We start from the raw sequence: 22,135 nt of genomic DNA on the forward strand, positions 1-22,135 counted from the left end.
GGGCCATGATTTCGCCGTCGCTGACCCGCTGGTTTCCGTTTCTCGCATGGCCCCGCCCCGACCGTCACCTGCTCAAGGGCGAGTTCTGGGCGGGCATGACGGTGGGCCTGATGCTGGTGCCCCAGGGCGTGGCCTATGCCGCGCTGGCGGGCATGCCCCTGGTCACAGGGATCTACGCCTCGCTGATCCCGGCGCTGATTGCCGTGCTGTTCAGCGCGTCCACCCGGCTGGGCGTGGGGCCGACGGCGCTCACCAGCCTACTAATTGGTGCGTCGCTCACCGGCCTGGCCGAGCCCGGCAGTGCCCAGTGGGTGGCCCTGGCGGCGTGGATGGCCATGCTCTCGGGCCTGCTACAGCTGGTGATGGGGCTGGCGCGGTTTGGCTGGCTGCTCAACCTGGTCACATCGCCCGTGCTCAATGGTTTCACGCAGGCGGCGGCGCTGCTGATCCTGGGCTCGCAGTTGGGTGCGCTCACCGGCCTGCGGGCGGCGGAATGGAGCACGCTGCTGACCACGCCCTCGCCCGGCCTGTTCGACCTGACAGCTGCTGCCTTCGGGCTGGGCAGCCTGGCGCTGCTGATGCTGGCACGCCGCTGGAGGCCCAATTTTCCGGCCGCCATCGTGGTGGTGGGCGCAGCGGGTGCGCTGAGCTGGGCCCTGGGGTATGCCGACGCCGGTGGCGCGGTGGTGGGTTCCCTGCCCTCGGGCCTGCCAGCCCCCTACTGGCCGGGCACCCTGCCCTGGTCCAGCTTTTCTGCCTTGGTCATGCCGGTGCTGGTGGTCACGCTGGTGAGTTTTCTGGAGACGGCCTCCAGCGCCAAGGTCGAGAGCCAGCGCTCGGGCGAGCAATGGAACGAAAACCAGGACCTGATCGGCCAGGGCCTGGCCAAGATCAGCAGCGGCCTGTGCGGGAGTTTTGCCACCAGCGCCTCGTTCTCGCGCTCGGCCATCAACCTGTACGCCGGTGCCAAAAGCGGCTGGGCCACGCTGTTTGCGCTGAGCCTGGTGCTGGTGGTGCTGTTGTGGCTCACGCCCGCGCTGTACCATGTGCCGCAGTCGGTGCTGGCGGCCGTGGTGGTCACGGCCGTGACCAGCCTCATCAAGCCCGGCACGCTGCTGCGGCTGTGGCGGGTGTCGCGGGTCGAGGCCGTGATCGGCGGCATCACCTTCGCCCTGACCCTGGCCACGGCGCCACGCATGTACTGGGGTGTTCTGGTGGGGCTGCTGATCAACCTGAGCCACTTTCTGTACCAGCGGCTGCATCCGCGCATCATCGAAGTGGGCCTACACCCGGACGGCAGCCTGCGCGACCGCCACCTGTGGCAACTGCCCCCGCTCGCCCCCCGGCTGCTGGCGCTGCGCATGGATGCCGAACTGGACTTCGCCTCGGCCAGCGCCCTGGAGCGGCGGGTGGCCGAGCACCTCGCGCAACACCCCGACGTGGTGCACCTGTGCCTGCTGGCCCAGCCCATCAACCGCATCGACGTGACCGGGGTGGAGACCTTTGCGCAGCTGCTGGGGCTGATGCAGTCCCGGGGCGGAACCCTGCACCTGAGTGGCCTCAAGCTGCCTGCCGAGCAGGTGCTGCGGCAGGCGGGCCTGCTGGAGCCCCGTGCCGGGCTGGCGATGTACCGCACCGATGCCGACATGCTGGTAGCCATGCAGCAGCTGCCCGAACCCACGCCCAGGGCGTAGAACAGCGCCAGACAAGCCCCTGCGCGGGTTTTACCTACACCCCGGGCAGGCGCTCGGGTCGCCCTTGCGCTGGTACACTGCGCAAACTCTCTTTGCTCCATTTGTGTCTGACTCTGCGGCCTCTCATCTGGTAGATCTGCGCGAGCTTCGCCTGGATACTGCTCACGCGCTGGTGGCTCAGGCCGGCGGCAGCGAAGCAGCGTTGCACCGCGAAGCCCCTTCGCGCTACTTGCAAGGCCTGATTGACGGCCTGTGCGAGCTGTCCCTCAAAGACCCCCTCACCGGCCTGGCCAACCGCAGGCATTTCCGTGCCGTGCTGGAGCGCGAGATCGACCGCGTGACGCGTTCTGGCGAAGCGGCCCTGCTGCTGATGCTGGACATCGACCATTTCAAGAAGGTGAACGACACCCACGGCCATCTGGCCGGTGACGTGGTGTTGCAGTCGGTGGCCCGCACGCTCAGCGCCTGTGTGCGCCCCATGGACACCCTGGCGCGCTACGGCGGCGAGGAATTTGCCGTGGTGCTGCCCGCCTGCCAGGCCGCGTTTGGCCGCGTGGTGGCGGAACGCATCCGCCGCGCCGTGGCCAACACCCCCATCCGGATCTCGCCCGGTGTGGAGCTGAACGTGACAGTGAGCGTGGGTGGTGCCTTTGCGATGCAGTGGATCCGCTCGACCACCCTGCTGTGGACCGACCGCGCCGACCACCAGCTCTACCAGGCCAAATCGGCCGGACGCAACCGCGTCAGCATTGAGGAGCAACCCGACAGCACCGTCAGTGCCGAGGAAAAAAGCCTGTTGTTTGGCCCGCTCTACACCCCCTCGGGTTGGGGCGACCTGCCTCCGCTGGACCCCAACCCCACAGGCAGCGCCTACTGAAAGTTAGATGATGAGCGACGCGCTGACCCCTCACCCCACCACGCCCGCAGCCCCTGCGGGCCCCGCCACACCCGCCGCCACCACCCCGGACGGCGCCCGCATCATTGCGGTCACCAGCGGCAAGGGCGGCGTGGGCAAGACCTTTGTTTCCGCCAATCTGGCGGCCGCCCTCACCCGCCGGGGCCAGCGTGTGCTGGTGCTGGACGCCGACCTGGGCCTGGCCAACCTCGATGTGGTGCTGAACCTGCACCCCAAGATCACGCTGCACGATGTGTTCACCGGCAAGGCCGCGCTGGACGACGCCGTTATTACCGCCCCGGGTGGTTTTGACGTGCTGCTGGCAGGCTCCGGCATGGTGGAATATTCGCGCCTTACCCCCGAAGTGCGCAACCAGTTCCTGAGCGTGATCCAGGCGCTCACCCCGCGCTACGACGTGGTGCTTCTCGACACCGGCGCAGGCATCTCGGATGTGGTGCTGTTCTCGGTGTCGCTGGCCTCCGAGGTGCTGATCGTGGCCACGCCCGAGCCCACCTCGCTCACCGACGCCTACGCCGCCATCAAGGTCCTGGCCATGCAGCAAAAGCGCCAGCATGTGCGCATGGTCATCAATCAGGCCGCGCGCCCAGGCGATGGCCGCGCCATCACGAGCCAGCTGCAGCAGGTGCTCGACCGATTCGTCAGCACCGAATCCGGCCGCCCCATGCGCCTGATCCACATGGGTGACATCCCGGCCGACCCTTCGGTGCGCGACGCCGTGATGCGTCGCCAGTTGCTGCTGCTGCAAACCCCCGGCTGCCCTGCGGCGCTGGCGATTGCGCAGCTGGCCAACAAGATAGAGACCACGCTGCTGTCACCTGCAGCCTGACCGGCATATGCCAGGGCGCGCCTTGGCCACTGTGCCAACCTGAACCACAGGCCCGCCAGCGGGCCTTTGTGCATTTTTACTGCCGTGAACACCACCGACACCGTCCTCAACATCTCCTGCTACAAGTTCGTGCCGCTGCCCGATGCCGCCGCGCTGCGTGAGCTGCTGCACGAACGCGCGGTGGCCGCCCAGCTCAAGGGCACCATCCTGCTGGCCGAGGAAGGCATCAACTTCTTTCTGGCAGGCCCCGCTGATGCCGTGCGGGGTTTTGTCGCGCAGCTGCGCACCGATGCCCGCTTTGCCGACCTGGAGCCCAAAGAGAGCTGGTCGGCCACGGTGCCGTTCCGCAAGATGCTGGTCAAGGTCAAGCGCGAAATCATCCGCATGGACCACCCCACCATCCGCCCCGCCGCAGGCCGCGCGCCTTCCGTAGACCCAGCCACACTGCGCCGCTGGCTGGACCAGGGGCATGACGACGAAGGCCGCGAAGTGGTCACGCTCGACACCCGCAACGCCTTCGAGGTGGACGCGGGCACCTTCGACCACGCCATCGACTGGCGCATCGACAAGTTCACCCAGTTTCCACCCGCCCTGCGCGCTCACAAGGCCGAGCTGCAGGACAAGACCGTGGTGAGCTTTTGCACCGGCGGCATCCGCTGTGAAAAAGCCGCCATCCTCATGCGCGAGGAAGGCCTGCCGCATGTCTACCAGCTGGAGGGCGGCATCCTCAAATACTTCGAGCTGACAGACGGCGCGCACTACCACGGCGGCTGTTTTGTGTTCGACGAGCGCGCCGTGCTGGCCACGGACCTGCGCGCGGCAGAAGGCGAATAGCTATCAAATTAATAGCTTAAAAGCCACACACATCGGTCGGTAGCGGCCATTTTGCCTGAATTTCTGACCTATTTCTTCAGCCCCCCTGCTGTGCCTGCGCCAGATCGGCGGCACAGGGCTGCTGCTGCAGGATCTTTCCGTACTCCCCCGACTGGCGCAGCGCCTTCAGCCCCCGGTTGAAGGCCTCCATGCGCTTGGCGCTGGCGGGCAGCTTTTCGCTCATCATCAGGTGGGTCGTGAAATCGGGCACAAACAGCTTGGGGTGCGCCCGCACACGGCGCGCCTGCTCGCCCGTGAACTTGGCGCCCAGCAGGTCGCAGGCCACGTTGCGGTCCAGCGGCACCACATCCACGCGGCCCGCCAGCAACTTGTTGAGGTTGCTCACATCGTCGGGCGCCACGTCTGCGCGCAGGGTGCCATCCTTCGCCATGCGCCAGAACGCGGGGGTGTAGGTGTAGTCGGCCACCACCCCAATGCGCAGCCCCGCCAGATCCTGCAGGCTGCTCCAGGTGAAGTTCCGGTCGCTGCGATAAAGAATCTGCCACTGCTCGGTCAGCACGTTGTCGCTGACCAGAAACCCCTTGTCGCGCTCGGCATTGCGGCCCCAGGCGGCGGTGGCGTCCCACTTGCCGTCGCGTGTCTCCACCAGGGCCCGCGTCCAGGGCAAGAAGACATATTCCACCTGCACCCCCGCCTTGGCAAAGGCCTGGCGCACGATGTGCAGTGAGATCCCCTGGTCGGGCCGTGCCGCGCTGGCATAAGGTGGCAGCTCGCCGGTGGCAATGCGCAGCGTTTCGGCCTGCACAGCAGCGCCCAAAGCACTCGCCAGCAGCAGCCCCCAGAACAGGCAAAGACGGCGTCGCATGGTGTGTTCCCTTTTTCCGGCCACGGAGGAAAACAACGTAACCACCTGTGTGCGTTGTGTCAACTTCCGCACGCCGACATAATGAATGAACCCACCCCGCTGGCAAGATGATTGCTTGCATCCCCTGCAACCCGGCCGTTCAGCCATGGCACCTCTTCTTTCAAGCCCCCACGGCCCATGCGTTTGCTCCACCCCTCGTCGCTGACCTCCAAGACCCTGGCCTGGGTGGTTGTGGCCAGCCTGGTGGCATTTGCCGCCATCACCGGGGTGACTGTGTGGCAAGAAAGGGCCCGGCTGCTGGAACGGGCGCACGAGCAGGCCCAGCGCAGCGTGCAACAAAACCTGCCCGCGCTCAGCGACAGCCTCTGGAACTTCAACAACGCCAGCCTGCGCGCCCTGCTCATCGGCATGGTGGGCGAAGGCGCCATCGTGCGTGCCGACATCCTGGACGGGGACCGCACGCTGATGACGGTGTCGCGCCCCGGCGAGGTCCCGCCCATCGACACCACCTGGACCCACGCCATCGCCGACCCCACCCACACCGGCCCGAACCAGCCCCAGCTGGGTGAGATCCGGGTGTACGAGTCCTACGCCGCCCTGCGTGCGCAGCAGGCCGAGACTGCCTGGCGCATCGCCATCGCCCAGCTGCTGCAGATCGCCAGCATCGCCGCCATGCTGGTCGTCATCGTGCGCTGGCTCATCATGCGCCACCTGTCGGCGCTGGCGCGGGCTGTCACAGGCCTGAACCCTTTGGACAGCCGGGACCGCATCCGCCTGCAGCGCAAAACCAGTGGCACGCAGCCCGACGAACTCGACGCCCTGGTGGACGCCCTCAACCGCTTTCACACCGAACGCGCCACCGAAGCCGGGTTGCGCCTGCAGGCCGAGCGCGCGCTGCGCGCGCGGGTGCAAGAGATCGAGGCCACGCTGGGCGCGCTCAGCGACGGGGTGCTGGCCCTCAACGGCGCAGGCGACGTGGCCTATGCCAACGGTGCGGCAGCGCGCCTGCTGGGCATGGCAGAGCCCACGCTGCAGGGACAGCCCTGGCACAACCTGTTCCGGCTGCTGGACGAGGCCAGCGGCGAGCCACGCGGCGAATGGCTGGAACAGGCCCGGCAATCCCGGCAGCCGCAGCGTGTGCGTGGCGAACTGCGCATTGCCCCGGCACACGCGCGCGCCTTTGTGGCAGAACTCAATGCCGTGCCGCTGCACAACCCGGGGGACGTGGTGCTGCTGCTGGTGCTGCGCGACATCTCCGAAGAAATCGACAAAGAGCGGCAGATCGTCTTCCAGGCCTTCCACGACCCACTCACAGGCCTGGGCAACCGCTCCAAACTGGCGCGCGACCTGCCGCTGGACCTGGCCCGTGCGCGGGCAGCCCAGGGCCAGCTGGCCCTGCTGTTCATCGATCTGGACAACTTCAAGGACATCAACGACACCCTGGGCCACCAGGTAGGCGACCTGCTGCTGCGCCAGCTGGCGCTGCGCCTGCAGGCCACGGTGATGCCCCCGGCCTGGGTCACGCGCCACGGTGGCGACGAGTTCCTGGTGGTGCTGCCACAGCTGAGCGGCGAAGAGCAGGCCATTGCCCTCGCGCAGGAGCTGATGAGCCAGATCCGCCGCCCTTTCACCCTGGAGGGCTACCAGCTGCACGTCACGCCTTCGGTGGGCATCAGCCTCTTCCCCGACCACGGCAGCACACCGGCCGAACTGGTGAGCCGTGCGGACATGGGCATGTATGCCGCCAAGAAGCTGGGGCGCAATACCTACTGCGTTTTTGACGACCGGCAGCTGCAGGAGTCGTCGCGGCGGCTGAGCGTCGAAAACGGGCTGCGCACTGCATTGGCCCAGAGCGAGTTCTGGCTGGCCTACCAGCCCAAGGTAGAACTGGCGAGCGGCCGGATCGTGGGCGTGGAAGCCCTGCTGCGCTGGGAGAGCCAGCAGCTGGGCCGCATTCCGCCCGCCAGCTTCATCCCCGTTGCCGAGGAAAGCGGCCTCATCATCGACATCGGCGACTGGGTACTGCGTGAGGCCATTGCCGCGGCACGGCGCTGGCGCGACATGCTGGGCACCGAAGTGCCCGTGGCGGTCAACGTGGCGGCAGCGCAGTTCCGCAGCCCGCGCCTGCTGCAGACGCTGCGCGCCATCGCAGCCGAAGACCGCGACATCCCGCGCCTGATCCAGCTGGAAGTGACCGAAAGCGCGCTGATCAGCGGGCTGGAGGACGTGACCGGCAAGTTCATCGCGATCAAGGAGCTGGGCTACAGCATCGCCATCGACGATTTCGGCACCGGGTACTCATCGCTGTCGTACCTGAAGAACCTGCCGGTGGATACGCTCAAGATCGACCAGGCCTTCATCCGCGACCTGCACCGCAGCACGCAGGACGTGACCATCGTCTCGGCCGTGGTGCGCATGGGCCAGAGCCTGGGCTTTGCCATCGTGGCCGAGGGGGTGGAGGAAGCACGCCATGTACAGATTCTCCAGGGCCTGGGCTGCGACCAGGGCCAGGGCTACCACTTCAGCCGCCCCGTGCCCGAGGCCGAGCTGATCCCCCTGCTCCGGCAGGGGTGTGGCGCGGTCAAGGCCTGAAAGGCGCTGACCGAAGGCGGTTTCAGTCCGCCTTGAACCGCTGGGGCGGCAACGGGATGAACTCCGTTTCGCCCGGCACCTGGCCCAAACGCTGCGCGTCCCAGTCTTGCGCGGCCTGCACGATGCGCTCCTTGCGACTGGACACAAAGTTCCACCACATGTGGCGCGGGGCATCCAGCGCATCACCGCCAATCACCATGAGCCGGGCGCCTGTATCGGCAGGGGCTGCCAGGTGCATGCCCTGCCCGCTCTCCACCACGCCCAGCAACTGGGCGTCCAGGGTCTGGCCATTGAGCTGCACCGGCTGGTCCACGGTGTAGACCGCCATTTCCTGCGCCAGCGCCGGGATCTCCAGCGTGGCACCGGCGGACAGCTGCACATCCAGGTACAGCGTGGGCGAGAGTGTGGCCACCGGCGAGGTCTGGCCGAAGGCCGTGCCAATGAGCACGCGCACCGTGGCACCTGCGGCACCACCGGCGCTGCCCACATGCACTTCAGGGATGGCTGCAGCGGGCGTGTGCACAAAGGAGGGATCGGCCTCTTCATGCGCCACGGGCAAGGCCGTCCACAGCTGGATGCCATGGTTCACATAGGCCGTGTCGGCCAGGCTTTCGGGGCGGCGCTCGGAGTGCACGATGCCCCGGCCGGCCGTCATCCAGTTGATGGCACCGGGCTCGATCTGCTGCACGCAGCCCAGGCTGTCGCGGTGCATGATGGCGCCAGAGAACAGATAGGTCACCGTCGCCAGGCCAATGTGCGGGTGGGGCCGCACATCGTGGCTGTCGCCCGGCATCACGGTCACAGGGCCGAAGTGGTCAAAAAACAGGAACGGCCCCACGGCCTTGCGCTGCACGGCGGGCAGCAGACGGCGCACGGTGAAGCCGCCACCGAGGTCCTTGGCGTGGCCCTTGAGGGGCAGAAAGCTGGGGGTATCGCTCATGGCGCGCGCTCCACCGAGGTGCTGATCTCAGTCGTCACGGTAGTCATCAGCTTGTGTACGGGGCATTTCTGCGCCACGGTTTCCAGCTCGGCGATCTGGGCATCGGTGAGGTCACCGCTGACCTGCAGCCGCGTTGCGAGGCGGTAGACGCCCGTGCGCTCGGCCGAGGCGTCGCGCTCGACCACGGTCTGCACATCGTCCACCGGCAGGCCCTTGCGGCGTGCGTACCACAGCACCGTGAGGGCCTTGCAGGCCCCCAGGGCAGCGTCATACAGGTCGTGCGGGCTGGGGCCGCTGTCGGTGCCGCCCTCCTCCACACTGCCATCGGCCACGAGGTCGTGCGCACGGATGTGCACGGTCTGGGCCATGGGCGCGCCGGGGACGCGCCGCAATTCAACTGCCATGGGGTGTTCTCCTGGTTGTATTGGGGCGCGCCACTGTAGCGCCAAAAGGGGGCTTCGCCTTAACGGGCGAGGCGGCGGGCCACGTCGGCCACACGCTGGCCGAACTGCTTGCCCGTCTCCAGGTCGCCAGGGAACATCTCGGCGGCCGAGGCGTCGGACGGCGACTGGGACATGGCGCCGCTGAACGAGCCGATCCAGTTCACATCGTTGCGCGTGGCCGCCTTGGAGTTGGCGGGCATCATGCCGTTGCCCACCCAGATGCCGCCGTGCTGCATGGCCAGGTGGAACATGTAGTCCAGCGTGATCTGCTTGTCGCCATTGGTGCTGGCGCTGTTGGTAAAGCCTGCAAACAGCTTGTCCTTCCAGGCCTGGCTGAACCAGGGCTTGGAAGAGGCGTCGGCGAACTTCTTGAACTGCCAGCTGGGGCCGGCCATGTAGGTGGGCGAGCCAAAAATGATGGCGCTGGCAGCGGCCAGCGTTTCCCAGCCACCTTCGGGCAGGTTGCCCTCGGCATCAATGGCGACCAGTTGGGCGCCTGCGCCCTCTGCCACAGACTGCGCCAGGCGCTGCGTGTGACCATAACCCGAGTGGTAAACAACTGCGATGTGTGCCATGAGATAACTCCTGTTGAAACGATGAGGGAACGAGACCAGGGGAAAGAACCAAAAGAACTACCAGCAGAACGACAACCAACGGCGAGATTGAATGCCAGAACCTGCACCCCTGCGGGTTGCAGGCCCTTTCTATGCAAACCGGATCAGCGGTCCGAGCGGCGTGCGTCCAGGCTCCAGGCGCCGGCGCCAAACGCTGCCAAGGCCAGCAGGCCGCCAGTCACGCCCACGTTCTTGAAGAACATGAGCTGCTGCATCATTTGCTTGTCGGCGGGCAGATTCCAGTAGGCATGGAAGAAGAAGCTGGCCACCAGTGTGAAGAAAGCCAGTGCCAGCGCAGCAAACCGGGTGCCCACGCCAAACAGGAGCGCCAGGCTGCCCAGCACTTCGACAGCCGCCGCCAGGGCCGCCGCCACCGTGGGCATGGGCAGGCCCACCGAGGTGATGTAGCCCACGGTGCCGGCAAAGCCGGTGAGTTTGCTGATGCCCGCAGGCAGGAACAGGGCAACCAGCAGCAGGCGTGCGGCCAGGGCCAGGGGGTTTTGCAGGGATGTGAGCATGGTGAAGAACTCCTGAGTGAAAGTGGTTACGAAGTAAAAATCACGCGGCCAGGTCAAACACCAGCACCTCGGCGTCGTGGCCATCGGTCAACGACAAGGTGGTTTCCTTTTCCATCAGCAGCGCATCGCCGCCCGACAGGGCCTGGCCGTTGGCGCTCAGCGCGCCACGCACCAGGTGCACATAGGTCTTGCGGCCGGGGTTCAGCGCCAGCGTGACGGATTCCGCGCCATTCAGCAAACCTGCGTACAGGGCTGCATCGGCATGGATCTTGACCGAGCCCTGGGCGCCGTCGGGCGATGCCACCAGACGCAGGGCGCCGCGCTTTTCCGCCTCGGCAAAGGTCTTTTGCTCGTAGCTCGGCGGGATGCCGCGCACATTGGGCTCGATCCAGATCTGCAGGAAATGCGTGGTCTGGCCCGCAGCGTGGTTGAACTCGCTGTGCTGCACACCGGTGCCTGCGCTCATGCGCTGCACGTCGCCGGGCGGGATGCCCTTGATGTTGCCCATGCTGTCCTTGTGGGCCAGTTCGCCCGACAGCACGTAGCTGATGATTTCCATGTCGCGGTGGCCATGGGTGCCAAACCCGGTGCCGGGTGCAATGCGGTCTTCGTTGATGACGCGCAGGTTGCCAAAGCCCATGTGGGCGGGGTCGTAGTACCCGGCGAAAGAGAAGCTGTGGAAGGAATTGAGCCAGCCATGGTCGGCGTGGCCCCGGTCTTGCGATTTACGAACAGTCAGCATGTGAGTGCTCCTTTCAAGACTCGACTGTAGGACTGCCACACCCGCTGCGGGCACAGACGGATTGATGGCAATGTTCAAATAATCTGAATTAACATGGCACCACCATGCAAAACGCCCGCGATGTCCTCACCCCCGATGCGCTGACAATGCTGCAGGTGATTGCCGAGGCGGGCAGCTTTGCCGCCGCCGCCCGGCAACTGGGCTTGGTGCCCAGCGCCCTCACCTACCGCGTGCGGCAGATTGAAGATGCCCTGGACGTGCTGCTGTTTGACCGCAGCGCGCGCCAGGCCCGTCCCACCGAGGCCGGGGTGGAGCTGCTGCGCGAAGGCGCCCGCCTGCTGCAGGACATCGACGCCGTGGCCCACCGCGTGCGCCGCGTGGCCACGGGCTGGGAGCCGCAGCTCACGCTGTCCATCGACGGCATCATCTCGCCCCACACCATGCTGGAGCTGGTGGACGCGTTCTACGCCATGCAGCCGCCCACGCGCCTGAAGCTGCGCGACGGCATCATGACCGGCACGCTGGAGGCCCTGACCTCGGGCCGCGCCGACCTGGCCATCGGCGTATCGGTGGCCAGCAACAATGTGGCGGGCCTCCAGCAAGGGCTGCTGGGCGATGTGCTGTTCATCTACGTGGTGGCTCCCCACCACCCGCTGGCCTCCGCACCCGAACCGATTTCGGACGCCACGCTGCTCGAACACCGCGCTGTGGCCGTGGCCGATTCGGCCACGCGCGGCGGCGCCACCATGGGGCTGCTCGGCGGGCAGGATGTGCTGACGGTGGACACCATGCAGGCCAAGGTGCAGGTGCAACTGCGCGGCCTGGGCGGCGGCTTTCTGCCCGAACCCATGGTGCGCCCCTACCTGGAGGCAGGTCGCCTGGTAGCCCGCCGCGTGGCCCGGCCCGAGCGCAACGTGCGCGTGCACTACGCCTGGGGCGGCCCCGGCTTCACCGCACCCGGCCGCGCGCTGCAGTGGTGGCTGAACCAGCTGCAAAGCCCCGCCACACGCCGCGCTCTGCTGGAAAACCACCATCATTTCTGATCCCGATCAAGCGCCCATCCCCCGGCTGCGCGTGTAGAGTGGTCACCGTTGGTTCTGTACTGCATTTCATCTGCCGACCGTCACCGAAAGGCCTCCCATGAGCACACCCGATCCTCGCCCCGCCAAACGGCTCCGACGCACCAGCGCCCCGACCACCGCCCCCGTTGCGGCACCCGCAGCCCCCACCACCCTATCGGGCAAACCCCAGCGCCATTTCGCCATCATCGGCGCTGGCATGGCGGGCATTGCCTGCGCCCGCACGCTGGTGCAGGCCGGGCACCGCGTGACGGTGTTTGAAAAATCTACCCAGGCCGGTGGCCGCACCGCCACCATCGACACCCCGTTTGGCAACTTTGACGCCGGGGCCCAGTACTTCACCGTGCGCGACCCGCGCTTTGCCCGTGCCATCGACACCGTGCCCGGCATCTGCAAGCGCTGGAGCGCCAATTCCGTCCAGGTGCTGGACGCCGCAGGCCGCGTGGCCGCTGCGGGCCTGCCCCACCGCGAGGCCCACTGGGTGGCCAGCCCGGGCATGCAGGCCCTGGTGGGCACCTGGGCCGAGCCGCTGCGCCTGGCGGGCCAGTTGCTCACCAACACCCGCGTGACCCGCATTGAGCCTGATCCCTTGAACACCCCCGGCTGGCAACTGCGCACGGAAGGCCCTGGCGGCAGCCAGCATGTCTACGCCGGGTTTGACGCCGTGCTGCTGGCCCAGCCCGCCGTCCCTGCGCAGGCGCTGCTGGCCAGCTCGGCCGTGGACACGCCCCTGACCGACGCCCTCTCCAAGGTGGCCATCGCCCCGTGCTGGACGCTGATGCTGGCCTACCCCCAGGCCGTGCGCCCGGGCCTCACCACGCTGGGCCCGCAGTGGAACGCGGCGCGCAGCACCCACCACCGCATCGCCTGGCTGGCACGCGAATCGTCCAAGCCCGGCCGCAATGTGGTCGAACGCTGGACGGTGCAGGCCAGTCCCGCCTGGTCGGCAGAACACCTCGAAGACGACGAAGCCCGCGTGCAGGCCAAGCTGCTCAAGGCCTTTGCCGAAGTCACCGGCATCCGCGCCACCCCGGCCCATGCCGACACGCGCCGCTGGCGCTATGCACAAACCACCCACCCCCTGGGCAAAAGCCACCTGTGGGACACCGCCATGGGCCTGGGCGCCTGTGGCGACTGGTGCCTGGGGCACCGCGTGGAAGACGCCTTCGTGTCGGGCCTGGAGCTGGCACTCGCGGTGGCATGAGCGCGACCACGGGCGCCGCAGGGCGCTACGTGGGCCGCTTCGCCCCCTCCCCCACGGGCCCGCTGCATGCGGGCTCACTGGTCGCGGCGCTCGCCAGCTGGCTTGATGCACGCGCCCATGGCGGGCAGTGGCTGGTCCGCATCGAGGACGTGGACACCCCCCGCTGCGTGCCGGGCTCCGACCGTTTCATCCTGCAGCAGCTGGCCACCTGTGGCCTGGTGCCCGATGCCGAGCCCCAGTGGCAGTCGGCGCGTTCTGCCCACTACCAGCGGGCGCTGGACCAGCTGGTGACGCATGGCCACGCCTACCCCTGTGCCTGCTCACGCAAGGACATCGAAGACGCCCAGGCCGCGCTGGGCCATGCGCGCGAACGCCACGCCGCACTGCCCTACCCCGGCACCTGCCGCCACGGGCTGCGGGGCCGCACGGGCCGCTCGTGGCGGTTCAATGCCACGGATTTCAGGCAAAAAAAGGCTCTTCCGCCTGATGGACATGCCCCATTAGCTATCAATTCAGTAGCAAACCACATTCTGCACTGGCGTGATCGTCGCCTGGGCCCGCAGCAGCAGGATGTGGCCCGCAGCGTGGGCGACTTTGTGCTGCACCGGGCCGACGGGCTCTGGGCCTACCAGCTGGCCGTGGTGGTGGACGACGCCGACCAGGGCATCACCGACGTGGTGCGCGGCGAAGATCTGGCAGACAACACCCCGCGCCAGATCCTGCTGCAGCAGGCCCTGGGTGTGCCCACGCCCCGGTATCTGCACACCCCGCTGGTGTGTGGCGCCAACGGTGAAAAGCTCTCCAAGCAAAACGGCGCCCGCGCGCTGGACCTGGGCAACCCGCTGCAGGCCCTGTCGCAGGCCGCCCAGGTGCTGGGCCTGCCCGCACTGGAACATCCGCACAACAATAGCCTGGGCGATGCACAAACACAGTGGGTCGCGGCGTGGCGACGAAACTACAATGGCTCACCGTGATTGAACCGACCCTCGTTTCCGCCCCCCTGAGCGCAGCGCCCGCTGCCGCTCCTTCCGCCCCCGGCGCTGCGCCTGCGGGCGTGACCCATCCCAAGACCATCAAGAGCTTTGTGCGCCGAGCAGGCCGCACCACCACCGGCCAGGCCAAGGCGTTTGAAGACTTTGGCCCCCGTTTTGTTCTGCCATATGCCCCCGCCCCGCTGGACGCCACGGCCGCCTTTGGCCGCAGCGCCCCGCTGGTGCTCGAAATCGGCTTTGGCATGGGCGAGGCCACGGCCCACATTGCCGGCGTGCGCCCCGCCGACAACTTCCTGTGCTGCGAAGTGCATGAACCCGGCGTGGGTGCGCTGCTCAAGCGCATCGGCGAGCAGGGCCTGTCCAACATCCGCATCCTGCAGCACGACGCGGTGGAGGTCATCGACCACATGCTGCCCGAAGGCAGTCTGGACGGCGTGCACATCTTCTTCCCCGACCCCTGGCACAAGAAGAAGCACAACAAGCGCCGCCTGATCCAGCCTCCGCTGGTGGCCAAGCTGGCCGCCCGCCTCAAACCCGGTGGCTACCTGCATTGCGCCACCGACTGGCAACCCTACGCAGAGCAGATGCTGCAGGTGCTGAGCGCCGAGCCCCTGCTCCAGAACACCGCCAACGGCTTTGCGCCGCAGCCCGACTACCGCCCCCTCACTAAGTTCGAGAACCGTGGCCTGCGGCTCGGGCATGGGGTGTGGGACGTGGTGTTCGTGCGACGCAACTAGCAGCACCAGCCACCATGCCCCGACCGGCCCGCCAAACACCGCCTATGAAACCCATCCTGCAAAACCTGGTGGAGATGACTGGTCACCGCGACCACCTGCGGTTGGAGGTGTCGGTGTTGTCCACGCTGCAAAAACTCAGCAGCATCACCGAAGTGCGGGCCCTGGAGCTTTTTACCGATGCAGGCGTTCCCTATGTGCGCCCGCGCACCTGGGTGGACAACGGCCAGTTGGTCTCCACCGACTCGGAGGCCGCCGCAGACCCCCGCCGCGAGCCGCTGGACAACTACCCGGCGCTGCGCGGCTGCGTGGACACCCACGGCGAAAGCGCCCTGGCCTCGCCGCGCAAGGGCAGGTATGTGCTGTGGCTGCCGGTGTGGATGCATGACAAGGTCAGCACCTGCCTGGAGATCACACAGTCGCGCCCGTTCTCGGCCCACAAGCTGGATGTGCTCATGGGCGTGTTCCAGGTCTACCAGAACTACCAGAGCCTGCTCGACTACAGCGAGCGCGATGCGCTGACCGGGCTGTTCAACCGCAAGACGTTTGACGAGCAGTTCTCGCGCCACACCATGAGCGGGCTGGCCAGCCGCAACAGCGCCGCCAACGAATCGCTGGTGGCCGAAGAAAGCCCGGTGGCCAATGAACACGAACCCGTGCAGCAATGGCTGGCCGTGGTGGATATCGACCACTTCAAGCAGGTGAATGACCGCTTTGGCCACCTGTATGGCGATGAGGTGCTGATCCTGATTGCCAACATCCTGCGCAGCTCGTTTCGCAGTCACGACCGCATCTTCCGCTTTGGCGGCGAGGAGTTTGTGGTGCTGCTGCGCTCCACCACGCTGAGCACGGCCCACAAGGTGTTCAACCGCTTCCGGCTAGCGGTGCAGGAGTACAACTTTCCGCAGGTGGGCCGGGTCACTGTGAGCCTGGGTTTTGTCTGCACCACCAAGGGCTCGCCAGTCGAGATCCTGGGCCAGGCGGACCAGGCGCTCTATTACGCCAAGGAACACGGCCGCAACCAGGTCTGCTTCTATGACGACCTGGTGGCCAATGGCCACCTCACGGCCAAGGTCGCCAACGACGACGTCGAACTGTTCTGACGCAGGCGGACGCCCCCTCGCCTGCCCGCCACCTGCCCCGCCCTGGCTTGATCAGGCCAGTGACGCCAGGATGGCGTCCACATCCACCACATCGCGCTGCGCAGGCGCAAGAAACTGCTCCGCATAGTCTCGCCACACGCCGCTGGCAAGGAAAAACCGGAACACCTCGGCATCGATGTGCCGGTCGCGCACCATGTGCGCCATGATCTTGAGCGACTCGGACAGCGTCTTGGGCGGCTTGTAGGGCCTGTCGGCGGCCGTCAGTGCCTCGAAGATGTCGGCCAGGGTCATCACCCGGTCGGCCAGGGTCAGCTCGGTGGCCTTGAGGCGGCGCGGGTAGCCCGTGCCATCCAGCTTTTCGTGGTGCGAGCCCGCAATCATCGGCACCCGCGCCAGGTGTGGCGGAAACGGCAGGCTGCTGAGCATGATGATGGTCTGCACGATGTGGTCGTTGATCTTGAAGCGGTCTTCCGCCGTGAGCGTGCCGCGCTGGATCGACAGGTTGTGCAGCTCGCCCAGGTGCGCCTCCTGCGGCGGCAGCACCATGTCAAAGCCCCAGCGGTTGGCGGGGTTGCCGGCCTCCACCGGCGGCTTGCGTGTGCCCCAGGGCACGATGTGCTCGGGACGGTCGGCCAGCAGGGGTTCGTTGGCAGGCAGCGGGCGCGCGGGCACGTTGGCCAGCCGCAGCATCTCGGCAGCCGACAGGCCCAGGCGGTCGTCAAAATGCCGCTGCCACACCTGGCGGCCCATGGCCTTGAGGCGGGCAATGTCGGCCTCGGCCATGAATTCGCCGCCCACGTTGCAGCGAGCCACAAAGGCAAAGTCTTGCTGCAATTGCTCGCGCCGCTGCAGCAGCTCGCGCTGCAGGCGCACCGGGTCCACCCCCGTCACCTGCTGCTTCCAGTAGTCCAGCTCGGCATCGCGCCACAGCACCTCAAAGCGCATGCGCACCTCGTGGATGCGGTTGTACAGAGTCTCCAGCTTGGTGGCCTTGTCGATGATGTGCTCGGGGCTGGTGACCTTGCCGCAGTCGTGCAGCCAGGCCCCCAGGCGGAATTCATAGCGCTCGGCGTCCGTCATGGACACAGGCGCAAAAGGCCCCTCCTTGGCCTCGCACATGCGCTGCATCAGCGATTCGGCCAGCTGTGGCACCCGCTCGCAATGCCCGCCCGTGTAGGGGCTCTTGGCGTCAATCGCATCGGCCAGCAGGCGGATCACGGCGTCCAGCAGCTTCTTTTGCGCTTCAATCAGGTTGCGCGTTTCAATCGCCACCGACAGCGTGCCCGAGAGCTTCTCCACAAAGGCGCGGAAATGCGCGTCGTCCTGCAACGCGTCGGCCACATACCGCAGCACCAGCAGCCCCAGGGGTTGCCCGTCCCGCGTGCGCAGTTGCACACGCAGCACTCGCACTGGCTCCGTGTCGTCATCGTCCTCGTGCTGGTCGCCTGGCTGGGGCTGGGTGTGGTTGATGAAATGCACCATGCCCAGGTGATCAGGAAAGCGGGACTGCTGAGCGGGGTCTTCGCAGTAGCGCGCTGTGCGCAGCAGCCCTGCGCGCTGGGGCTCGACCATGTAGACCGCGCCCCCGGTGCAGCTGGTGGCACGCACCAGCTCGTACAACACGCTGGACAACATCAGATCGGTGCGCGATTCGGCACTGATGTGGTGGGTGATGTGCAGGAACTCCTGGATGGTGTCCGACATGCGGTCCATCACCTGCCCCAGGTCACGCACCTCGCGCACGGGCGACAGCGGGCGATCCGCACGCCGGAAGTCGAACCTCGCCAGCGCCCGCGCCTGCGACGCCAAGCCAAACAGGCTGCGCCCCACGCGGCGCCCGGCCAGCCAGCCCACGGGCAGCATGAGGCCAATGAGCGACACCGACAGCCACACCTGGCGCCGCAGGTTCTCGTTCACATCGGCCAGCAGCGCCTGGGTGGGAATCGCCATCAGGATCTGCAGCCCGCGCCAGCGCATGGATTCAAGCGGCAGGGCGCGGGTCAGCCACTCCTCGCCATCGGCCACCAGACGTTGCGATTGGCCACTTTGCAGCCCCGCCCCCTGCATGGCCTGCAGGCTGCTCACCCCCAGGTCGTCCAGCATGCGCAGGCGCAGGCTGGACGTTGCGCCGTCGCGCATGATCACGCGAGACATATCCGGGTAGGCCAGCACGCGCAGGTCCTTGTCCACCACCGCGATTTCGGTGCGGGGCATCAGGCGCAGCCCGGCAATCTCGCGCCCCAGGTCGGTCAGCGCCACATCGAGGCCAATCACGGCGCGCCCGTCTTCGCTGGGCTGGCTCAGCGTGACACCCACCTCCTGCGTGGTGAAGAACACGTACGGGGCGGTGAGGATCTGGGTGTTTTTCTCTGCCGCCTCGGCATACCAGGGCCGGGTGCGCGGGTCGTAGCGGTACTCGGGCCGCACGGAAGAATCGATCTGGCGCAGTGCAGCGTCGTAATAGCTCCAGCGCCCCACCAGGCCACTCATGCCCCGCTCGCGCGCCATGGACTGCACCAGAAAGGCCGTCTCTCGGGGCGCATCCAGCCGCAGGCGCATGGCCTCATCGCGCACCGGGCGCACCAGCAGAAACTGACCGTCGGGGTAACCAATGAACACCGCCGACAGCAGCGGGTTTTGCCCCAGCAGGCGCGCCAGCACCGGCAGTCGGCGCATGCGCGCGGGCAGAGATGTGGCCGAGGCAATGGGGTCGAACGCCAGCAGGCGAATGGACGCATCGGCCGGGTCCACGATGCGCTGCACCCGCTCAGCCACCAGCTGGCTGATGTGCTGCGCGCTGTCGTCAGATGCGGCAATGATGGCCTGCCGTGCGCTGGTGCTGACCTGGTAGACCAGCAGCGCCGTGAGCAGCAGCATGGCCGAAACCACCACGGTTGCGATCAACACCTCGAACGGCACTGTGATGCGCCGCCACCAGGGCAGGTCTGCCGCCGCCCCCTGGCTGAGCAGGGTCGGCGAATCGCCCGGCACGGTGGGCTTGGGCGCCGGTGGGCTTTCGCGCATGGTGTCGTCCATGCGGCTGAATGTAGGGGGAAAGCCCGCCGCCCGTCATCCCCTTTTTGGCAACACCACCCCGGTGGCCCATGCCGCCCGGGTGGTGCCGGGCATCAGCCCAGCTGCTGTGTGACCCAGCCCGTCACCGAGGCCAGCGCCGCAGGCAGCTTGGCCGCGTCGGTGCCACCGGCCATGGCCATGTCGGGCTTGCCGCCACCCTTGCCGCCCACTTGCTGGGCCACAAAGTTGACCAGTTCACCGGCCTTGAGCTTGCCAATGCTGTCAGCGGTCACGCCTGCAGCTATCTGCACCTTGTCGCCGTCCACAGCGGCCAGCACGATGGCAGCGGTCTTGAGCTTGTCCTTGAGCTTGTCCATGGTGTCGCGCAGGGTCTTGGCGTCGGCACCAGGCAGCACGGCCGCCAGCACCTTCAGGCCCTTGATGTCCACGGCCTGCGTCAGCAGCTCGTCGCCCTGGGCGGAAGCCAGCTTGCCCTTGAGGGCGGTGACTTCTTTCTCAAGTGCCGATCTCTCAGCCCGCTCTTTTTGAAGTCGCTCTTCCAACTTGTCAGCAGTCGTTTGGTAAAAGCCCTCGACAAAACTGACCTGTGTCTCGACTTCCTGCAAATAGGTCAATGCGTTCATGCCAGTGACGGCCTCGATGCGGCGCACGCCTGCGGCCACGCCGCCTTCGCCCACCACCTTGAACAGGCCGATATCGCCCGTGCGCTGCACGTGGGTGCCACCGCAGAGTTCACGGCTGGTGCCGATGTCGAGCACGCGCACGGTTTCGCCGTACTTCTCGCCGAACAGCATCATGGCGCCAGTCTTCTGGGCAGACTCGATGTCCATCACGCGCGCCTGCGTGGGCTGGTTGGCCAGGATTTCTTCATTAACGCGGCGCTCGATCTCGCGGATCTCGGCCGCAGTCACTGCGCCGTTGTGCGTGAAGTCGAAACGCGTGCGGTCAGCATTGACCAGGCTGCCTTTTTGCTGCACGTGGCTGCCCAGCACTTCGCGCAAGGCCTTGTGCATGATGTGCGTGACCGAGTGATTGCGCATGGTGGCGGCGCGCACGGCAGTGTTCACCTGTGCCTGCACCGTGTCGCCCACGTTCAGCGTGCCCTCTTCGAGCGTGCCGTGGTGGCCAAACACATCGGCCTTGATCTTGAGCGTGTCGCCCACCGCAAAACGGGCCGAGCCGCTGGTGATGACGCCCTCGTCCCCCACCTGGCCGCCGCTTTCGGCGTAGAACGGGGTCGTGTCCAGCACCATCACACCGTTTTGACCGGCTTTCAGGGCCGCTGCGCCTGTCCCATCTACATAGATTGCTACGATTTTTGCAGTCTCGGACAGGTGTTCGTAGCCGGTGAACTGGTTGGCCACGCCGGTGTACTCCAGCGCCTTGTCCATCTTGAACTTGCCTGCAGCACGGGCCTGGGCCTTCTGCTTTTCCATGGCGGTCTTGAAGCCGGCTTCGTCCACTTCCACGTCGCGCTCGCGGCACACGTCGTTGGTCAGGTCGAGCGGGAAGCCATAGGTGTCGTGCAGCTTGAACGCAACGTCGCCGGGCAGCACCTTGGCGCCGCCGTCCAGCGCTGCATCCAGAATTTCCATGCCGTTGGCCAGCGTTTCAAAGAAGCGCTCTTCTTCGGTCTTGAGCACGTCGGTGATGCGCTGCTCTTGCTCGCGCAGCGATGGATAGGCGTCGCCCATCAGGCGCACCAGGTCGGCCACCAGCTTGTGGAAGAACGGGGTCTTCTTGCCCAGCTTGTAGCCGTGGCGGATGGCGCGGCGCACGATGCGGCGCTGCACGTAGCCCCGGCCTTCGTTGCTGGGGATCACACCGTCGCTCACCAGGAACGCGGTGGCGCGGATGTGGTCGGCAATCACGCGCAGGCTCTTGTTGTTCAGGTCCGCCACGCCGGTCTCGCGGCCGGCGGCCTTGATCAGTGCGTCAAACAGGTCGATCTCGTAGTTGCTGTGCACGTGTTGCAGGATGGCCGCCAAGCGCTCCAGGCCCATGCCGGTGTCCACACAGGGCGCGGGCAGCGGCGTGACCGAGCCGTCTTCGGCCATGTCGAACTGCATGAACACGTTGTTCCAGATCTCGATGAAGCGGTCGCCGTCTTCATCCGGGCTACCGGGAGGGCCACCTGCAATGTGCGGGCCGTGGTCGTAAAAGATCTCGGAGCAGGGGCCGCAGGGGCCGGTGTCGGCCATCATCCAGAAGTTGTCGGACTTGTAGCGGCCGCCCTTGTTGTCGCCAATGCGGATCACACGCTCAGGCGGCAGGCCGATTTCCTTGGTCCAGATGTCATAGGCCTCGTCGTCTTCCTGGTACACCGTGGCCAGCAGGCGCTCGGGGGGCAGCTTGTAGACCTGCGTCAGCAGCTCCCAGGCCCACTTGAGCGATTCGCGCTTGAAGTAGTCGCCAAACGACCAGTTGCCCAGCATCTCGAAGAAGGTGTGGTGGCGCGCGGTGTAGCCCACGTTTTCCAGGTCGTTGTGCTTGCCACCGGCACGCAGGCAGGCCTGTACGGACACCGCCCGGTTGTAGGGGCGCTTGTCGGTGCCCAGGAACACGTCCTTGAACTGCACCATGCCCGAGTTGGTGAACATCAGCGTGGGGTCGTTGCTCGGCACCAGGGGGCTCGATGCCACAACGGTGTGGCCCTTGGAGACGAAGAAGTCCAGGAAGGACTTGCGGATGTCGGCGACAGAAAAAGTGGGAGTGCTCATGGTGTTGTGGAGTGGTTGCACGGAGCAGGCAGACCGCAGGACCCGCGCCTGTGCGCTGCCTGTCGCTGCCCCTATGGGGACCAACTTTTCATTATAGGTTTGGCGCCTCGGATCCCGTGGCTGGGGAGCGACACCGCCAAGCTACCGGCCAGCGCCTACCTCCACACAACCCTCTCGATCGCACATCCCTGCAGTCAGACCGCATTCCGCACACATTGCAAAAAGATGAAAACGCCCATTGCATTTCAAATATTTCTTTAATATATTTACAACATACTTAAAT

General features: G+C 66.5%; 18 protein-coding genes. 10 read left to right on the forward strand and 8 right to left on the reverse strand.

Going from position 1 to position 22,135, the window contains the following annotated elements:
- Positions 1-5 precede the first annotated feature (5 nt).
- From AvAM_RS02585 to AvAM_RS02600, 4 genes are all read left to right on the forward strand, one after another.
- Positions 6-1,694: a SulP family inorganic anion transporter gene (locus tag AvAM_RS02585; RefSeq protein ID WP_137745592.1), complete on the forward strand. Its 1,689-nt coding sequence runs from the start codon at positions 6-8 to the stop codon at positions 1,692-1,694.
- 103 nt (positions 1,695-1,797) lie between these two features.
- Positions 1,798-2,571, forward strand: a complete 774-nt coding sequence (locus tag AvAM_RS02590) for a GGDEF domain-containing protein (RefSeq protein WP_137745593.1) — start codon at positions 1,798-1,800, stop codon at positions 2,569-2,571.
- 10 nt (positions 2,572-2,581) lie between these two features.
- Positions 2,582-3,436 (forward strand): MinD/ParA family protein, encoded by an 855-nt coding sequence (locus tag AvAM_RS02595; protein ID WP_137745594.1) that lies wholly within the window; start codon positions 2,582-2,584, stop codon positions 3,434-3,436.
- A gap of 84 nt (positions 3,437-3,520) precedes the next feature.
- Positions 3,521-4,270, forward strand: a complete 750-nt coding sequence (locus AvAM_RS02600) for a sulfurtransferase (RefSeq protein WP_137745595.1) — start codon at positions 3,521-3,523, stop codon at positions 4,268-4,270.
- Between the two features lie 76 nt (positions 4,271-4,346).
- Here AvAM_RS02600 and AvAM_RS02605 read toward each other — a convergent pair whose 3' ends face one another.
- On the reverse strand, positions 4,347-5,135 hold the full coding sequence (locus tag AvAM_RS02605) for an ABC transporter substrate-binding protein (protein WP_171012112.1): 789 nt from the start codon (positions 5,133-5,135) through the stop codon (positions 4,347-4,349).
- Between the two features lie 177 nt (positions 5,136-5,312).
- Here AvAM_RS02605 and AvAM_RS02610 point away from each other — a divergent pair, with 177 nt between their 5' ends.
- Positions 5,313-7,727, forward strand: a complete 2,415-nt coding sequence (locus tag AvAM_RS02610; protein WP_137745597.1) for a bifunctional diguanylate cyclase/phosphodiesterase — start codon at positions 5,313-5,315, stop codon at positions 7,725-7,727.
- 22 nt (positions 7,728-7,749) lie between these two features.
- Here the strand turns inward: AvAM_RS02610 and AvAM_RS02615 are convergent, their stop codons facing one another.
- The 5 genes from AvAM_RS02615 to AvAM_RS02635 all read right to left on the reverse strand — a co-directional run bounded on the left by AvAM_RS02615 (position 7,750) and on the right by AvAM_RS02635 (position 10,984).
- Positions 7,750-8,667 (reverse strand): pirin family protein, encoded by a 918-nt coding sequence (locus AvAM_RS02615; RefSeq protein WP_137745598.1) that lies wholly within the window; start codon positions 8,665-8,667, stop codon positions 7,750-7,752.
- Positions 8,664-9,071, reverse strand: coding sequence for an OsmC family protein (locus tag AvAM_RS02620; protein ID WP_137745599.1), 408 nt, complete (start codon positions 9,069-9,071; stop codon positions 8,664-8,666). Before AvAM_RS02620 ends, AvAM_RS02615 begins: the two co-directional genes overlap by 4 nt.
- 59 nt (positions 9,072-9,130) lie before the next feature.
- Positions 9,131-9,685 (reverse strand): flavodoxin family protein, encoded by a 555-nt coding sequence (locus AvAM_RS02625; protein ID WP_099730381.1) that lies wholly within the window; start codon positions 9,683-9,685, stop codon positions 9,131-9,133.
- Positions 9,686-9,828: 143 nt separating this feature from the next.
- The gene (locus tag AvAM_RS02630; protein ID WP_137745600.1) at positions 9,829-10,242 is read right to left on the reverse strand and encodes a DoxX family protein; all 414 of its coding nucleotides are present in this window, start codon (positions 10,240-10,242) and stop codon (positions 9,829-9,831) included.
- Positions 10,243-10,282: 40 nt separating this feature from the next.
- Positions 10,283-10,984: a pirin family protein gene (locus AvAM_RS02635; RefSeq protein ID WP_137745601.1), complete on the reverse strand. Its 702-nt coding sequence runs from the start codon at positions 10,982-10,984 to the stop codon at positions 10,283-10,285.
- 104 nt (positions 10,985-11,088) lie between these two features.
- On the opposite strand from AvAM_RS02635, the gene AvAM_RS02640 reads away from it, so the two are divergent.
- The 5 genes from AvAM_RS02640 to AvAM_RS02660 all read left to right on the forward strand — a co-directional run bounded on the left by AvAM_RS02640 (position 11,089) and on the right by AvAM_RS02660 (position 16,096).
- Entirely contained in the window at positions 11,089-12,027 is a 939-nt protein-coding gene (locus tag AvAM_RS02640) for a LysR family transcriptional regulator (protein WP_137745602.1), read from the forward strand.
- A 235-nt stretch (positions 12,028-12,262) separates the two neighbouring features.
- The gene (locus AvAM_RS02645) at positions 12,263-13,267 is read left to right on the forward strand and encodes an NAD(P)/FAD-dependent oxidoreductase (RefSeq protein WP_375708133.1); all 1,005 of its coding nucleotides are present in this window, start codon (positions 12,263-12,265) and stop codon (positions 13,265-13,267) included.
- Entirely contained in the window at positions 13,264-14,241 is a 978-nt protein-coding gene (gene gluQRS, locus AvAM_RS02650) for a tRNA glutamyl-Q(34) synthetase GluQRS (RefSeq protein ID WP_137745604.1), read from the forward strand. Before AvAM_RS02645 ends, gluQRS begins: the two co-directional genes overlap by 4 nt.
- A complete protein-coding gene (gene trmB / locus AvAM_RS02655) occupies positions 14,241-14,996 on the forward strand; it encodes a tRNA (guanosine(46)-N7)-methyltransferase TrmB (RefSeq protein ID WP_375708134.1) in 756 nt (251 codons plus the stop codon). The genes gluQRS and trmB overlap by 1 nt, the downstream gene beginning before the upstream one ends.
- Positions 14,997-15,040: 44 nt before the next feature.
- Positions 15,041-16,096 (forward strand): GGDEF domain-containing protein, encoded by a 1,056-nt coding sequence (locus AvAM_RS02660; protein ID WP_137745606.1) that lies wholly within the window; start codon positions 15,041-15,043, stop codon positions 16,094-16,096.
- A 51-nt stretch (positions 16,097-16,147) separates the two neighbouring features.
- Here the strand turns inward: AvAM_RS02660 and AvAM_RS02665 are convergent, their stop codons facing one another.
- A complete protein-coding gene (locus AvAM_RS02665; RefSeq protein ID WP_249367895.1) occupies positions 16,148-19,132 on the reverse strand; it encodes an HD domain-containing phosphohydrolase in 2,985 nt (994 codons plus the stop codon).
- A 92-nt stretch (positions 19,133-19,224) separates the two neighbouring features.
- Complete coding sequence (gene alaS / locus AvAM_RS02670) at positions 19,225-21,852, reverse strand: alanine--tRNA ligase (protein WP_137745607.1); 2,628 nt, start codon at positions 21,850-21,852, stop codon at positions 19,225-19,227.
- Positions 21,853-22,135 lie beyond the last annotated feature (283 nt).

The sequence above is a fragment of the Acidovorax sp. NB1 genome (assembly GCF_005405905.1).
Taxonomy (GTDB): domain Bacteria; phylum Pseudomonadota; class Gammaproteobacteria; order Burkholderiales; family Burkholderiaceae_C; genus Acidovorax.